Source organism: Streptomyces sp. NPDC088261 (genome assembly GCF_044740805.1).
Lineage (GTDB): Bacteria > Actinomycetota > Actinomycetes > Streptomycetales > Streptomycetaceae > Streptomyces.
Window position 1 is genome coordinate 171,952 of sequence record NZ_JBIURL010000009.1, and the last position, 14,946, is coordinate 186,897.

Here is a 14,946-nt window from a genome sequence, read left to right on the forward strand (position 1 = left end):
AACGAGCGCGGGCGTCGCGCGGCACGACACGGCCCGCTGTGGGCTGCGCCACGTCGCGCTTCCCCCGGTTTCGCCGTACCACATCAGGGCCCAAAACGGGCCCCTTTTCCGGACATTGACGAACGAAGCGACGAACGCCCGGCTGCGGTACAACGATCGGCCAGCCTACCTCGGGTCTATGACAACCGGAGGCAGGGGGCGGAGCGGCGACGTGGCGCGCGGGGCCGTCAGGAGGTCGTGTCGGCGCGCTGTCCCGACACCAGGAAGACCACGGAGCGCTCCCGTTCCGACCAGTCCGCGGTGTCGAGACCGACGGACTGGAGCAGGACGCATTCCACCGCATATCCCCCGTCCCGCAAGGCAGTTCCGATGGCTTCCGCCTCGTCGCGGTTGGCCGCGTGGGTCACGATGCGCTCGGGCCTGCGGTCGGCGACGGCGATGACGACGTCGATCCCGCCGCCCCCGATCCGTACGACATCGGGCTCGGGCAGGCGCTCGAGCACATGGGGGGCGCGTCCTTGGACGACTTGGAGCTGAACCCCGGCGCGCCGGGCGGCCGCCGCTGTGCTGGCGCACGCCCCCGGCTCGTCGTCCACGGCGATCACGGCGGCGCCGAAGCGGGCCGCCTCGGCGGCGAGTGCCCCGCTGCCGGAGCCGATGTCCCAGACGAGGTCGCCGGTACGGGCACCGATCCGGGCGAGCTGGGCAGCGCGCAGCCAGGTCGACTCGCCCTCGTCGAGTTCTATGCCGTACTCCTCGGTCGGCAGCGCCCAGCCCCGCTCGGCCGGCGGGTAGGCGGGGTCGCGGCCCGCGATCCAGCCGCTGACCGGCGAGACGGCGGTCCCGATGCCGCCGATGACGATCACCACGTTGGGGTCGCGCCACTCGTGGTCGGCCGCCTTGTCCGAGGTGAGGACGCTGACCTTCTCGCGGTCGGTGCCCAGTTCCTCGCAGATGACGAAGGTGCGGTGGACCCCTTCGAGGAGCAGGGCGAGTTCGGCGGGGCCCGCGCCCGGGGAGGTGAGGACGGCGACCTTGGTGTGCGCCCGGCACACGTTGACGGCGCGGCGCAGCGTACGGGCGTGCGCGACGACGATCTGGGCGTCCTCCCAGGGCATGCCGGCCCGGGCGAAGGCCGCCGCCACGGCGGAGACGGCGGGGACGACCTCGACCTCCAGGCCGTGTTCCGGGTCGCGCAGCGTCCGTACGACACCGAAGAAGCCGGGGTCGCCGTCGGCGAGGACCACCACGCTGCCGCGGTGCCCTGCGATCCGGCGTGCCGCCAGGTCGATACTGCCGAGCTGGACGCGCTCGGCGCTCGCGGGGATCTCGGGGAGGGCCAGATGGTGGGGGGCTCCGGCGACCAGGGTCGCGGCGGACAGGGCGGAGTTGCCGGCAGCGGTGAGGGGTGAGCCGTCCCAGCCGATCACCGTGACGCGGTCGGCCATCTTCTTCAGGTCTCCAGGAATGTGTCGCCGGGTGGCGGTCGGTCGGGGGAGGTGAACGTCGTTCGGGGGTGGTGAGAGCGGGTCGGGGGAGGTGAGGGTCGAGAGGAGTGGCGAGGGTCGATCGACCGCTCGCGGTGGTCAGTTCCAGTCCGTGAAGGACGCGTATCCGCTGTCCGCCATCTGCTCCGCCACACCTTCCAGATCCTCGGGAAGCAGGCTCCAGACCAGGAGGTCGGTGCGGAAGTCCGTCCAGCCGCCGTCCTCGGTCTGCGTACGCGCTATCCACGCGCTGCGCAGCACACCCTCGCTGATGCAGCCGATCTTCTGCGCGACCTGCTGGGAGGCGGTGTTGTCGGCGGCGGTACGCACCTCGATGCGCTCGAACTTCTGGTCGCGGAACAGCCATTGGGCGACGGCGAGCACCGATTCGGTGGCGTACCCCTCACCGCGTGCCCAGGGGGCGGTGACGTACTGCGCCTCGGTGGCGAGGGCGCGCCAGTTGGTGTGGTGGAGGCGGACGATGCCGACGAGCCGCTGCGTGAGGAACTCGGTGACGGCGAAGACGATGCCGCGTCCGCCGGTGCGCTCGGCGGGGGCGATGGTGTGGACCCACCGCTCGGCGTCCTCCCGGGTGTACGGGTGGGGCACGGACGTCCAGGCGGTGACCATCTCGTCGTTCATCATCTCGATGTGCGCCGGGATGTCCGACGGTTCGAAGGGGCGCAGCACCAACCGCTCCGTGCTGATGGACACGTCCGGAAAGGTAGTCATGCGCAGCTCCATGCCTCAGTCCGTCGTAAATGCACAGCATGCAGCATCGGGGGAGCCCCGCGCACGACCGGGGTGCGCGGGGCTCGGGGCGTGTCCGGTTACGCGGCGGGGCCGAAGGCGGGCAGGACCGCGCCGTTCTTGTAGGTGTCCTCGATGTACTGCTTCACCTCGGGCGAGTTGAGGAGCTTCGCGAGCTTCAGCACGCGCGGGTCCTTCTCGTTGCCCTCCTTCACGGCGAGGAAGTTGGCGTACGGGTTGTTCTCGGTCTTCTCCAGGGCGATGGAGTCCTGGGCGGGGTTGAGTTCGGCCTCGATGGCGTAGTTGCCGTTGATGACGGCGGCGTCCACGTCGTTGAGGGCACGGGGCAGGGTGGCGGCTTCCAGCTCCTTGAACGTGAGGCCCTTGTCGTCCTCGATGTCGGCCAGCGAACCGGTGCCCCCGACACCGTCCTTGAGCGTGATCACACCGTTGTCGGCGAGGAGCTTGAGCGCGCGGCCCTCGTTGACGGTGTCGTTGGGGATCGCGATGCTCTGGCCGGCCTTGAGCCCGCTCAACTCCTCGACCTTCTTGGAGTAGAGGGCGAGCGGCTCCAGGTGGACGTTGACGACCGGCACGATGTGGGTGCCGTTCTTCTTGTTGAAGTCGTCCAGATAGGGCTTGTTCTGGAAGTAGTTGGCGTCGACCTCGCCGCTCTCGGTGGCGGTGTTCGGCAGGACGTAGTCCGTGAACTCCTTGACGTCGAGCTTGAGTCCGGCCTTGTCCGCCAGGTTCTTCTTGATGAAGTTCAGGATGTCGGCGTGCGGTGTCGGGGACGCGGCGACGAGCAGCGGCTTGGACGCGTCGGCCTCGGCGCCGTCGGCGGCCTTGGGGGCCGGGTCGGACGACGTGCCGCAGGCGCTCAGGGTGAGGGCGAGGACGGCGGTGGCGGCAGCGGCGGTGAGCTTGATGGTGGTGCGCACGAAGAGTGCCTCTTTCCGGTGTGTGGAGGGAGGCCCGGACAAGGAGTGCGGGCCGTTGCGAACGGTGCGGGTGTGGGGTGTGGTCTCGGCCGCCTAGGCGGTACGGACCCGGCGCGCCAGCAGCCGTACGGCCAGGTCGCCGATCAGCTGGATCACGGTGACGATCAGGATCAGCACCACGACGGTGGCGATCATGAAGCCGTTCTCGAAGCGCTGGAATCCGTACGTGACGGCCTTTGAACCGAGGCCCTCGCCTCCCACCGCCCCCGCCATCGCCGAGTAGCCGATGAGCGCGATGACGGTGGTGGTGGTCCCGGAGACGATCGACGGCAGGGCCTGCGGCAGCAGGACCTTGCGGACGATGGTGGGGATGGAACCGCCCATGGCCTGGACGGCTTCGACCAGTCCGTGGTCGACCTCGCGGATCGCGGTCTCGACCAGACGGGCGAAGAACGGGATGGCGCCGATCGCGAGCGGCACGATCATGGCGGTCGGGCCGATGAAGGTGCCGACCACGAAGGTGGTGAAGGGGATCAGGGCGATCAGCAGGATGATGAACGGCAGCGAGCGGCCGATGTTCACGATCACGCCGACGACCTTGTTCACCGGGGCGTTCTGGAGCAGTCCGCCCTTGTCGGTGAGGACCAGCAGGATGCCGAGGGGCAGTCCGCCGGCGACGGTGACGAGCGCGGACCACAGCACCATGTAGAGGGTGTCGACGGTCCCCTGGGACAGCAGGGGCTGCATCTCGGACCAGGTCACTTGGCACCTTCCTCGGTGGGAACGGGGTCGGGGGCGCCGACGATCTCGACCTGGAGCCCCTGCTCGCGCAGGAAGCCGACGGGGACGACGTTCTCCTCGTACGCGCCGGGCAGTTCGATCCGCATCCGGCCGATCTGCCGGCCGCCGACGGTGTCCATCGCCGCGCCGAGGATCGAGATGTCGATGTTGTACGTACGGGAGAGCCGGGAGATCACCGGCCGCGTGGCGGCCTCGCCCTGGAAGGTGACGTCGACGACCGTACGACCCGGCCCCGAGGCGTCGCCCCCGACCGGGAACAGCTCGCGGGCCAGCTCGGAGCCGGGGGTGGCGAGCAGTTCGCTCACCGTGCCCGATTCCACGATCCGGCCCTCGCGCATCAGCGCGGCCGAGTCGCAGATCGTCTTCACGACCTCCATCTCGTGGGTGATGAGCAGCACGGTGAGGCCGAGTTGGCGGTTGAGGTCGCGCAGCAGCTGGAGGATCGAGCGGGTGGTCTCGGGGTCGAGGGCGCTGGTCGCCTCGTCGGAGAGCAGCACCTTGGGGTCGCCGGCCAGGGCGCGGGCGATGCCGACCCGCTGCTTCTGGCCGCCGGAGAGCTGCGCCGGGTAGGCCCTGGCCCTGTCGGCGAGGCCCACCAGGTCGAGCAGTTCGAGGGCGCGGCGGGAGCGTTCGCGGGCGGGGACGCCGAGGATCTCCAGGGGCAGTTCGACGTTGTCCTGGACCGTGCGGGAGGACAGCAGGTTGAAGTGCTGGAAGACCATGCCGATCGAACTGCGCGCCCGGCGCAGCTCCTTGCCGGCCCGGTGGCCCCGGCCCGCGAGCGCGGTGAGGTCCTGGCCGGCGACGGTCACGGTGCCGGAGGTGGGGCGTTCGAGGAGGTTGACGCAGCGGATGAGGGAGGACTTGCCGGCGCCGCTCTGTCCGACGACGCCGAAGACCTCCCCCTCGCGGACGTGGAGGTCGACACCGTCGAGCGCGGTGATCTCCCGGCCTCGCCCGCGGGCGGACCGGTAGACCTTCGTCAGGCCCGTAGTAGTGATCACAGGGGGGTTCCGTCACAGTCGGGGGCGCGGCGGAGGATCCGCCGGCGCGGGGCGTGGGCAGGGGGGCATGGGCAGGGGGCATGGGTCAGCGGCCCGGGGCGTGGGCACAGCTCGGGGCGACACGGCACGGCCGACGCGGTGGGTCACCGGGAGGCGGCGTGTGTGCGGGGGGGGGCGTGCGGCGGCCCGTACAGGACGTGGGGGCCCGTGAAGGTCCTCAGGTGGTACGGGAAACGGCGCGGCCGCTGTCCTCGCTTCGGGGCGCGAGGCTCAGGCAGGGGCCCTCAGTTGGCGCACATTCGACACAGACAACGAGCACCGGGCGTCGTGATCGCCTCGGTCGCGGGGGCGCGGTCGCTCGTCCTGGTCATGCGGTAAGTAAAGCAGACGTCAGTACTTTGCCAAGAGGGCTGTCCGTATAGCGGACTCCTCTGTCGCAGCATGCGGACGGCCCTTGCGTGGCGGCGCGGATCGGGAGCCGCGCTCAGCCGGCGATACGGATCTCCACTCCCCCGGCCGCGACCTGGGCCGACACGGCGGAGAGGTCGTCGACGACCGCGTCGGCGACCAGCTCCTCGCGGAGGTGGGTTGTGGCCAAGGCCACGGTCCGCATACCGGCGGCGCGGGCGGCCGTGAGCCCGGCGGGCGCGTCCTCGAAGACCAGGCAGCGGGCCGGGTCCACGCCGAGGAGCCGGGCGGCGAGCAGGAACGGTTCGGGGTCGGGCTTGCCGCGGGTGACGTCGTCGGCCGTGACCAGCGTCTTGGGCCGTACCCCGGCCGCGCCGAGGCGGGCGTCCGCGAGCCGCCGGGACGCGGAGGTGACGACGGCCCAGCGTTCGGCGGGCAGCGAGGCGAGCAGGTCGGCGGCGCCCGGCACGAGGACGACCCCGCCGGCGGCGTCGTCGATCTCCAGCTGTTCGATACGGGCGACGGCGGCCCGCACCCGCGCGGCGGGGACCAGGTCGGCCACGATCTCCGCGGCGGGGCGGCCGTGCAGCCCATACCGCGCGAAGGCGTCCGCCGTGATGCCGTACTCCTCGACCCACCGGCCCCAGCAGCGCAGGACGGACTCCAGGGAGGAGACGAGCGTCCCGTCGTTGTCGAACAGCAGGGCCTCGGCGTCGAACCTCATGTCACTCCTCATGAGGGGGACAGTACGGGGCGGCCGGGGGCGCGCGCCGGGGTGATCGCGGTGGACGGCCGGGGGGGGCGGGCGCGGTGGACGCCCGGGGGCGCGCGCGGGCCGGTCATTCCGCCGTAATACGCTCGGGCCCATGCTCGTCGCCCTGACGGTCGCGGTCTCCGTGGCCGCGCTCGCCCTCGCCGCCTGGTGCGGTTTCGCCGCGTACCGGGACCAGCCGACCAAGGACTGGCACTTCATCGGCATGGCCGTGGTGTCGGCGCTGGCGCTGGTCCAGGTGGTGGTGGGGATCGTGCTGGTGGGGCGCGGGGAGCGGGCGTCGGACGGCTCGGTGCTGTTCTTCTCGTACCTTCTGGGGGCCCTGCTCGCGGTGCCCGCCGCCGGCTTCCTGTCCCTGACCGAGCGGACCCGCTGGGGCTCGGTGACGGTGTCGGCCGGGGCGGTCGTCCTGGCCGTGCTCGAAGTACGGCTCCACGACATCTGGGGTGGCTGAAACCATGGAGACACGGACCGGGCCGGAGACGCGGACCAGGCTCGTCAAGGGCCCCGGCCTGCTGCTCGTCTGGCTCTACGGCGTGATGACGGTGGGCGCGGTGTCCCGCTCCGTCTACCAGATCGCGACCGAGTACGACCGGGCCCCGCTGGCGTATCTGCTGTCCGCCGTCGCGGCCGTAGTGTACGTCTTCATCACCTACACGCTCGTACGCGGCGGCGAGACGGCGCGGAAGGTCGCGCTCGTCTGCTGCGGGGCCGAGTTGGTGGGGGTGCTGACCGTCGGGGTGTGGACGCTCGCCGACTCCTCCGCGTTCGCGGACTCCACGGTGTGGTCGTCCTTCGGCATGGGGTACCTGTTCATTCCCGTGCTGCTGCCGGTCACGGGGATCCTGTGGCTGCGCAGGCCGCGCGTCGCGGAATCCCCCCGTACCGGCGGGGATTCCGCTCTCGCGTCGTAGACCCGTATCAGCCTGTCCGCGGGTGGCCGCGCCGCTCTCAGGACGTCGGCCCCCGGGGTCAGGCGCTCGCGACGTACACCTCGGCGGCGGCCTCCTTCTCCAGCGTCACGAGGCGCAGGCGCGGGCCGATCTGCTCCGTCGAGACCGGCGCGTAGCCCCGGCTCCGGTAGAGCCTCAGGTTGCCCTCGCTGCGGTGGCCCGTGAAGAGCCGGAAGCGCCGCGCGGCCGGTTCGGCCGCGAAGTGCTGTTCTATGGCGTCGAGCAGCCGGCCGCCGAGGCCGTGGCGCTGGAGACGCGGATGGACGATGAGTTTGGCGATGCGCGCGGTGCCGGACGCGTCGACCGTGCCCCGTACCGACGCCACCACTTCGTCGCCGAGGCGGGCCACCAGGCCGTGCCCCCGGTCGAGTTCGGCCCTCAGGTCGTCCAGGGTCTGGGTGAGCGGTTCGATGGTGTAGTCGCCGTACAGCTCGGCCTCGTTCTGGTAACACAGATATTGCAGCTTCAGGATCTGTTCCGCGTCCTGCGCACTCGCCGCAGAGATGGTCACGCTCATGCCCATGTGTGCATGCCTCCCGCTCACCTGGTACGCCGATTGTCTACCGCCTCTTTCCCCCAAGTTCAGCGGTGCCAATCTCCGGTGTGAGCATTCTTCGCAGGCATCCCAGGCATCGGGAACGCATCGGCCCTAAACTCCCCTGTGAGATACCCAACTCTCCTGCGATTTCGCGGTAGGTGGGGTCGGCGGGCGACAGCATCGCAGCCAGCAGGCGGGGGCAGCGCCCGGGGGTACGGCCCACGGCGGAGCGGAGCGCGCGCCTGCGGTCGGCACGGAGTGCCACGCGCTCGGGGTCGGAGTCGGCGCCGGCGGCGGGCTGGGCGCGGGTGTAGGGGAGTTCGTGGGCGGCGGTACGGCGGCCCTGCCGCGCCTCGGCGCGTACGGCGGTACGGACCCAGCGGACGGTGTCGGGAGGCGGCCCCTCGTCCGCCATCCGCTCCAGCAGCCGCACCCACACCGCCTGTTCGAGGTCGCGCGCCTCGACGGCGGCGCCGGGCGCCTCGGCCCCGGCCTCGGCGGCGACGAGCGGCCGCAGGGCGTGGAACAGGTCTTCGCGGCCGGGGGCCGTGTCGGCGGTCGTCATGCTGCGCGGGACGTACGACCGCCCGCCACCGGTTGCCCCCCCGCCGGGGCTGTCACCCGACCGGGTCACGCCGGGGCGGGCGGCTGACGGGGACGCCGGGCGGCCCTCAGGGCCCCTTACCTGCCGACGGCGTCGGCGCCGGGCGGGGGACCACCCGGCGCCTCCCGGTTCAGCGGGCGAGGAAGTCCTCGCGGGCCAGCAGGCCCGTGTCCGGGTTGTCGGTGAAGATGCCGTCGATGCCCTGTTCGAACCAGACCTGGAAGGCGCCGAAGGCGTCGCCGTACGCGTTCGGGTCCGTGCCGCGCCGGAAGTCGGCCGGCAGGAACGAGTTCTCGTTGCGCATCGTGTACGGGTGCAGGATCAGGTGCTTCGCGTGCGCGTCCCGTACCAGCGTCGTCGGCGTGCCCAGCTTGCCCGTGGCGTCCCTGGGGATGATCAGGTCCAGCGTCGGGCCGATGCCCTGCGCGAAGGACGCGATCCACTTGAGGCCGGCGGGGGTGACCAGGTCGGCGACCGTACGGGGGTCGTTGGCGACCCGGAAGTCCCAGGGGCGCGTCGCGGCCGCGTCGAGCAGGACCACACGCCGCGTGCCGACGAGCTTCGCCATCTTCTGCATGCTGCTCGGCTCGAAGGACTGGAGCAGCAGCGGGGAGTCCTTGCGGTCCCGCCCGTACCGGCGCAGGAGCTTCGCGAGGCGGTCCTCCAGGGCGAGGCCGACGCCCCGGAAGTACGTGGGGTGCTTGGTCTCGACGTACAGCCAGACGGGACGGCCCCGGCGGCGGCCCTCGGCGTCGGCCCAGCGCAGGACCTCTTCGAAGGTGGGGACCTCCCAGTGGCCGTCGTACAGGGTGTTGCGCTGGCGGACGGCCGGGATGCGCTCCTTCGCGCGGAGCGTCTTGATCTCGGCGAGCGTGAAGTCCTCGGTGAACCAGCCGGTGATGCTGGTGCCGTCGACGACCTTCGTGGTCCTGCGGCCGGCGAACTCCGGGTGGTCGGCGACGTCGGTGGTGGCCGTGATGTCGTTCTCGTGACGGCAGATCAGGTGGCCGTCCTTGGTGGGGACCAGGTCCTGCTCGATCACGTGCGCGCCGAGGTCGAGGGCGAGCTGGTACGAGCCGAGGGTGTGCTCGGGCCGGTAGCCGCTGGACCCGCGGTGGCCGACGATCGTCGGGACGGGCAGCTCCGCGCCGGACGAGCCGTGGCCGCGCTCCGTGGCCTGGGCCGCCGTGGCCGCCGCCGTGGGCAGTGCCAGGGCCGCCGAGCCGAGCACCGCCGCTCCCAGTACGGTCCGCCGTCCGGGCGTGTGCCGCGCACCCTGTGTCATGAACGCTCCTTGGTGTGTTCCCGGGAATGTTCCCGCGGAGGTGATGTCCCTGATGTCCCGCACCTGTCAAGACCTGTCCGACGGGGCCCGAGCGTAGGCTTTCCTCCCCTCCGTACGGCAGATGGCACACAAACGTGACGCGAACTCACGTCAACACTGGGTATCGAGTCGATGAACCCGACGTGCGGTGACCCCTGACCCGCGAGTATCGTCCTCACCTGCACGGAGACCGTCCACGACGACCATTCACCGCGACCATTCACGACGACCGTTTCACGACGCCGGAGGATCTGTTGTCCCGCTTCGCGCTCATCAAGGCAGTGCTCGGCCCGCTCGTGCGCCTGATGTTCCGTACCCGCGTGGAGGGCGCCGAGCACATTCCCGCGAGCGGGCCCGTGATCCTCGCGGGCAACCACCTGACGTTCATCGACTCGATGATCCTTCCGCTGGTCTGCGACCGGCAGGTCTTCTTCATCGGGAAGGACGAATACGTCACGGGCAAGGGCGTCAAGGGCCGGCTGATGGCCTGGTTCTTCACCGGCGTCGGCATGATCCCGGTGGACCGCGACGGCGGGCACGGCGGGGTGGCGGCGCTGATGACGGGGCGCCGGCTGCTGGACGAGGGCAAGATCTTCGGCATCTACCCGGAGGGCACCCGCTCCCCCGACGGCCGGCTGTACCGGGGCCGTACGGGCATCGCGCGGCTGACCCTGGAGACGGGGGCGCCGGTGGTGCCGTTCGCGATGATCGGCACGGACAAGCTCCAGCCCGACGGCAAGGGGATGCCGCGCTCGGGCAAGGTGACGGTCCGCTTCGGGAAGCCGATGGAGTTCTCCCGCTACGAGGGCATGGACCGGCACCGGTACGTGCTGCGGGCGGTGACGGACTCGGTGATGGCGGAGGTCATGGAGCTGTCGGGGCAGGAGTACGTGGACATGTACGCGAGCAAGGCGAAGGCGGCGTAGGCGCGTCCGCGCGAGGCTGGGTGGGGACGCCGCGCATCTTCGGCGTGCCAGGAACGCCCACCCCAGCCCGTCCGGCGTTTGAGGACGGACCCCCGCACGGGGACGGGCGCAGCCAACCCGGTCCCGGCCGGGAACGCCTGCCTCAGCCCGTCCGGCGCTTGAGGACGGACCCGGGGCCCCGGACGGGCGCACCCGACCTGGTCCCGGCCAGGGACGGGGTGGGCTCGCGTCAGCCGTCCAGTTTCTCGCCGCGCAGCAGGAAGAACGCCGCCACCGACGCCCCCAGCAGCACCACCGCACCCGCGCCCGCCGCCAGACGCATGCCCTCCGTGAACGCGTCCTGGGCCGCTCCCACCAGCGCCGTGGCCTGGGTGGGTGGGAGGGTCGACGCCGCGTCCGCCGCGCCGCCCAGGGACTCGTGCGCGGCCCTCGCCGCGTCCGCCGGCACCCCCGGGGGCGTGGCGAAGTCGCGGTAGACGCCCGTGACGATCGAGCCGAGCAGCGCGATCCCCAGCGCCGCGCCCAGTTCGTATGCCGTTTCCGACACCGCGGAGGCCGCACCCGCCTGCTCCTTGGGGACGCCCGCCAGGATGACGTCAGCCGTGACCGTGAAGGAGAGGCCCGCGCCGACGCCCACCACCAGCAGCACCGCGCCCAGCACCGGATAGCCCGTGGACTGGCTGAGCCCGGTCAGGGCCGCCAGCGCCAGCCCGATCGCCGCGAGGCCGCCGGCCACCACGGACCGTACCGAGTACCGGCGGGCCATCACCCCCGCCAGCAGACCGGCGCCCACCGCCCCCAGGGCGGCGGGCAGTTCGGCCAGGCCCGCCTCCAACGGGGCCCGGCCCTGGACCAGTTGGAAGAACTGCGACAGGAAGAACACCAGGCCCGACAGCCCCAGGATGGTCAGCAGGTCCGCCAGCACCGCCCCCGAGAAGCCCCGGCCGCGGAAGAGCCGCATGTCCAGCAGGGGCCTCGGCAGGGTGAGTTGACGCCGTACGAACCAGAAGAGCGCGGCGGCGCCGGCCACCCCGGCCGCCGCGGCCTCCCCGCGCATCCCGTGCGCGGCCGTCTCCTTCACCGCGTACACCACCCCGATCACCCCGACCAGGGACAGCACCACGCTGGTCAGGTCCCAGGGGCCCGGGGACGGGTCCTTGGACTCGGGGAGCAGTCTGACCCCGACGACCACCAGGACCGCCATCACGGGCAGGTTGATCAGGAAGACCGAGCCCCACCAGAAGTGCTCGAGCAGGAACCCGCCCACCACGGGCCCCACGGCGGCGCCGGCGGAGGCCGTCGCGCCCCAGACGCCGACGGCGAGGCTGCGCTCCCTCGGGTCGGGGAAGATGTTGCGGATCAGCGCGAGGGTCGCCGGCATCAGGGTCGCGCCGGCCACGCCGAGCAGGGCCCGCGCGGCGATCATCATCTCCGGGCTCGACGCGTACGCGGTCAGCACGGAGACCCCGCCGAACGCGGTCGCGCCGATCAGCAGGAGCTTCTTGCGCCCGATGCGGTCGCCGAGGCTGCCCATCGAGACGAGGAGACCGGCGATGACGAACGAGTAGATGTCGCCGATCCAGAGCAACTGCGTGCCGGTGGGCCGGAGATCCTCGCTGAGGAACGGCGTGGCGAGGCCGAGGACCGTCGCGTCGACGGCCACGAGGAGGACGGCGAGGACCAGCACGGCCAGCGCGACCCACCGGGCCGCGCGGGACAGCGGTGCGCCCGGTTCCGCCGGACCGGCCGGGGTCGTCAACAGGTGGGGGGCGGTGGTGGTCATTTCTCCGTGCTCCGTCGTGCTCCGCCGAGCAGCAGCTCGGTGGTCATATGGGTGAAGTCCTTGGCCGCGACCCGTCCGTCCTGGACGGACCAGGCGCAGGCCCCGATCAGCGCGTAGAGGGCCTCGGTCAGCCAGGCGGGAGTGAGGTCGATCCGGAACTCGCCCTCCTCCTGGCCGCGCCGGAAGAGCGCGGAGACGTGGGCGTCGAGGCGGTTCCACCCCTCGTCGACCTCGCCCTCGAAGAGCTGGTTCTCGGTGACGAGGAAGGCGAGGAGCCCGGCGGACGGTTCGACGGCGGCGACAAGGCGGCGCAGCGCCTCCCCCGCCCCGCCCTCGTCCAGCCGCGCGGTGTCGAGCGCCGCCTCGAACTCCTGGATGCCCCGCTCCTCCAGCGCCTTGACCAGCGCGTCCCGCCCGGCGAAGTGCCGGTGAAGCGTCGCCCGCCCGATCCCGGCGGCCCGGGCGACCTCGTCCATGGTGGCGGTCGCTTTACGGGTGAGCAGCGCGGCGGCGGTACGGAGCACCTGGTCACGGTCCACAGTCATGAGACGAGCATAACCCAAGTGAGACACCAGCGTCTCACCGCATCGACGTGGCCCTCCCGCACGGGCCCCTTCCCCTCACGGGGCCCCGTTCGCGATCATGGTGGGATGAAGCCACTGCTGCTCATCGACGTGGACGGGCCGCTCAATCCGTATGCGGCCAAGGCGACACAACGGCCCGCGGGGTACGCCACCCATCACATGCGGCCCACCGGCTGGACCGAGACCCAGGCGCTCCGGGTCTGGCTCAACCCCGAGCACGGCGTGGAACTGCTCGCGCTCACCGAGTGGTTCGACCTCGTCTGGGCCACCACCTGGAAGGGCGGGGCGAACGACTGGATAGGACCGCACCTCGGGCTGCCCGAACTCCCCTACATCGACTGGCCCCAGATGCACGGAAGGGCCCCTCGCGGGACCTTCTGGAAGACGCAGTACATCCTGGAGTACGCGGCGGGGCGGCCGTTCGCCTGGGTCGACGACGACATCACCACGTTCGACCACGAGTGGGTGGCGGAAAAACACCTCGCCGCCGCCCTGTTGCTGCACATCGATCCCCGGATCGGCTTGATCCGACCGGACTTCGACGCGCTCGCGGACTGGGCGGCGGCGCTGTAGGACTACTGACGGGCGTACGGATGTACGGACGTACGGGCGGCTAGCGCTTCGCCGTCGCCCACGCGTGCTGGATCACCAGGTCGGCCTTGAGCTCGGAGAGTTGCACCGCCACCGCCGACGGCGCCGTACCGCCCCGCCCGTTGCGGGACGCCAGCGAGCCCGGCACGTTGAGGACCGACCGCACGTCCGGCGTGAGGTGCTCGGAGATCTTGGCGAACTGGTCGTCCGTGAGCTGGTCCAGCTCGATGCCCAGCGCCTCGCACTCCTTGACGCACTCCCCCGCGACCTCGTGGGCCACCCGGAACGGCACGTTCTGCCGGACCAGCCACTCCGCGATGTCCGTGGCGAGCGAGAAACCGGCCGGGGCCAGCTCCTCCATCCGCGTGCGGTTGATGGTCAGGGTCGCCATCATGCCGGTGAACGCCGGGAGCAGCACTTCCAGTTGGTCGCAGGAGTCGAAGACCGGCTCCTTGTCCTCCTGGAGGTCGCGGTTGTACGCGAGCGGCAGCGCCTTGAGCGTGGCCAGCAGGCCGGTCAGGTTGCCGATGAGCCGGCCGGACTTGCCGCGCGCCAGCTCCGCGATGTCCGGGTTCTTCTTCTGCGGCATGATCGACGAGCCGGTGGAGAAGGCGTCGTGGAGGGTGACGAAGGAGAACTCCTTCGTGTTCCACAGGATGACCTCCTCCGCGATCCGCGAGAGGTTGACGCCGATCATCGCGGTGATGAAGGCGAACTCGGCGACGAAGTCACGGGAGGCCGTGCCGTCGATGGAGTTGCCCACCGAGCCGCGCTCGAAGCCCAGTTCGGCGGCGACCGCCTCGGGGTCGAGGCCGAGGGAGGAGCCGGCCAGCGCGCCGGAGCCGTACGGCGAGACCGCCGTGCGCTTGTCCCACTGCCGCAGCCGCTCGGCGTCCCGCGAGAGCGACTGGACGTGCGCGAGGACGTGGTGCGCGAAGAGGACGGGCTGGGCGTGCTGGAGGTGCGTACGGCCCGGCATCGCGACGGACTGGTGGGCCTCGGCGAGGCCGACCAGCGCGCTCTGGAGGTCGGTGATCAGGCCGCCGATGATCCGGGCATGGTCGCGCAGGTACATCCGGAAGAGCGTGGCGACCTGGTCGTTGCGGGACCGGCCGGCCCGCAGCTTGCCGCCGAGGTCGGCGCCGAGCCGCTCCAGGAGGCCCCGCTCCAGGGCGGTGTGGACGTCCTCGTCGGCGACCGTGCCGGTGAACGAGCCGTCGGCGACGTCGGATTCGAGCCGGTCGAGCCCGTCGAGCATCCGGGTCAGCTCGTCGGCGGTGAGCAGCCCCGCCCTGTGGAGGACGCGGGCGTGGGCGCGGGAGCCGGCGATGTCGTACGGGGCGAGCCGCCAGTCGAAGTGGACGGACGCCGACAACGCCTCCAGCGCCGCGGAGGGGCCGTCTTCGAAACGGCCGCCCCAGAGCCGGACATCACCCTTGTTGCTGCTCACTGCTGCTCCTCGGAGGGATCGGGAAGTGCC

Annotated in this window: 16 protein-coding genes; 4 read left to right on the top strand and 12 right to left on the bottom strand. The window is 71.5% G+C overall.

Translation table 11 applies throughout. The features are described 5' to 3' along the window. Window positions 1-227: 227 nt before the first annotated feature. The 6 genes from cbiE to ACIODU_RS19495 form a co-directional block, all read right to left on the bottom strand. Window positions 228-1,448, bottom strand: coding sequence for a precorrin-6y C5,15-methyltransferase (decarboxylating) subunit CbiE (gene cbiE, locus ACIODU_RS19470; RefSeq protein WP_356424803.1), 1,221 nt, complete (start codon window positions 1,446-1,448; stop codon window positions 228-230). A 138-nt stretch (window positions 1,449-1,586) separates the two neighbouring features. Beyond that, complete coding sequence (locus tag ACIODU_RS19475; protein WP_356424807.1) at window positions 1,587-2,231, bottom strand: GNAT family N-acetyltransferase; 645 nt, start codon at window positions 2,229-2,231, stop codon at window positions 1,587-1,589. Window positions 2,232-2,317: 86 nt separating this feature from the next. After that, complete coding sequence (locus tag ACIODU_RS19480; protein WP_401769003.1) at window positions 2,318-3,178, bottom strand: MetQ/NlpA family ABC transporter substrate-binding protein; 861 nt, start codon at window positions 3,176-3,178, stop codon at window positions 2,318-2,320. A 93-nt stretch (window positions 3,179-3,271) separates the two neighbouring features. Continuing rightward, window positions 3,272-3,940 carry a methionine ABC transporter permease gene (locus ACIODU_RS19485; protein WP_356424813.1) on the bottom strand — a complete coding sequence of 223 codons (669 nt, stop codon included), beginning with the start codon at window positions 3,938-3,940 and terminating at the stop codon, window positions 3,272-3,274. Next, window positions 3,937-4,983 carry a methionine ABC transporter ATP-binding protein gene (locus tag ACIODU_RS19490; protein ID WP_401769006.1) on the bottom strand — a complete coding sequence of 349 codons (1,047 nt, stop codon included), beginning with the start codon at window positions 4,981-4,983 and terminating at the stop codon, window positions 3,937-3,939. Before ACIODU_RS19490 ends, ACIODU_RS19485 begins: the two co-directional genes overlap by 4 nt. 484 nt (window positions 4,984-5,467) lie before the next feature. Further along, on the bottom strand, window positions 5,468-6,115 hold the full coding sequence (locus tag ACIODU_RS19495) for an HAD-IA family hydrolase (RefSeq protein WP_401769161.1): 648 nt from the start codon (window positions 6,113-6,115) through the stop codon (window positions 5,468-5,470). 142 nt (window positions 6,116-6,257) lie between these two features. Here ACIODU_RS19495 and ACIODU_RS19500 point away from each other — a divergent pair, with 142 nt between their 5' ends. Beyond that, window positions 6,258-6,617, top strand: a complete 360-nt coding sequence (locus ACIODU_RS19500) for a hypothetical protein (protein ID WP_356424822.1) — start codon at window positions 6,258-6,260, stop codon at window positions 6,615-6,617. Between the two features lie 4 nt (window positions 6,618-6,621). Continuing rightward, window positions 6,622-7,077, top strand: coding sequence for a hypothetical protein (locus ACIODU_RS19505; protein WP_356424825.1), 456 nt, complete (start codon window positions 6,622-6,624; stop codon window positions 7,075-7,077). 58 nt (window positions 7,078-7,135) lie between these two features. On the opposite strand, the gene ACIODU_RS19510 is transcribed toward ACIODU_RS19505, so the two are convergent. The 3 genes from ACIODU_RS19510 to ACIODU_RS19520 all read right to left on the bottom strand — a co-directional run bounded on the left by ACIODU_RS19510 (window position 7,136) and on the right by ACIODU_RS19520 (window position 9,543). Beyond that, a complete protein-coding gene (locus ACIODU_RS19510; protein ID WP_356424828.1) occupies window positions 7,136-7,639 on the bottom strand; it encodes a GNAT family N-acetyltransferase in 504 nt (167 codons plus the stop codon). Window positions 7,640-7,676: 37 nt separating this feature from the next. After that, on the bottom strand, window positions 7,677-8,219 hold the full coding sequence (locus ACIODU_RS19515) for a sigma-70 family RNA polymerase sigma factor (protein ID WP_401769010.1): 543 nt from the start codon (window positions 8,217-8,219) through the stop codon (window positions 7,677-7,679). A gap of 169 nt (window positions 8,220-8,388) precedes the next feature. Further along, window positions 8,389-9,543 (bottom strand): glycerophosphodiester phosphodiesterase, encoded by a 1,155-nt coding sequence (locus tag ACIODU_RS19520; protein ID WP_356424833.1) that lies wholly within the window; start codon window positions 9,541-9,543, stop codon window positions 8,389-8,391. A 293-nt stretch (window positions 9,544-9,836) separates the two neighbouring features. On the opposite strand from ACIODU_RS19520, the gene ACIODU_RS19525 reads away from it, so the two are divergent. Then, window positions 9,837-10,508 carry a lysophospholipid acyltransferase family protein gene (locus ACIODU_RS19525; protein ID WP_356424836.1) on the top strand — a complete coding sequence of 224 codons (672 nt, stop codon included), beginning with the start codon at window positions 9,837-9,839 and terminating at the stop codon, window positions 10,506-10,508. 229 nt (window positions 10,509-10,737) lie between these two features. Here ACIODU_RS19525 and ACIODU_RS19530 read toward each other — a convergent pair whose 3' ends face one another. Together ACIODU_RS19530 and ACIODU_RS19535 are read right to left on the bottom strand one after the other, a co-directional pair. Further along, window positions 10,738-12,291, bottom strand: coding sequence for an MFS transporter (locus ACIODU_RS19530; protein ID WP_401769014.1), 1,554 nt, complete (start codon window positions 12,289-12,291; stop codon window positions 10,738-10,740). Beyond that, entirely contained in the window at window positions 12,288-12,836 is a 549-nt protein-coding gene (locus tag ACIODU_RS19535) for a TetR/AcrR family transcriptional regulator (RefSeq protein WP_401769015.1), read from the bottom strand. Before ACIODU_RS19535 ends, ACIODU_RS19530 begins: the two co-directional genes overlap by 4 nt. Window positions 12,837-12,941: 105 nt before the next feature. Between ACIODU_RS19535 and ACIODU_RS19540 the strand changes: the two genes are divergently transcribed. Beyond that, a complete protein-coding gene (locus ACIODU_RS19540; RefSeq protein WP_356424843.1) occupies window positions 12,942-13,448 on the top strand; it encodes a hypothetical protein in 507 nt (168 codons plus the stop codon). A gap of 40 nt (window positions 13,449-13,488) precedes the next feature. On the opposite strand, the gene argH is transcribed toward ACIODU_RS19540, so the two are convergent. After that, window positions 13,489-14,916, bottom strand: coding sequence for an argininosuccinate lyase (argH, locus tag ACIODU_RS19545; RefSeq protein ID WP_401769018.1), 1,428 nt, complete (start codon window positions 14,914-14,916; stop codon window positions 13,489-13,491). Between the last annotated feature and the right edge of the window lie 30 nt (window positions 14,917-14,946).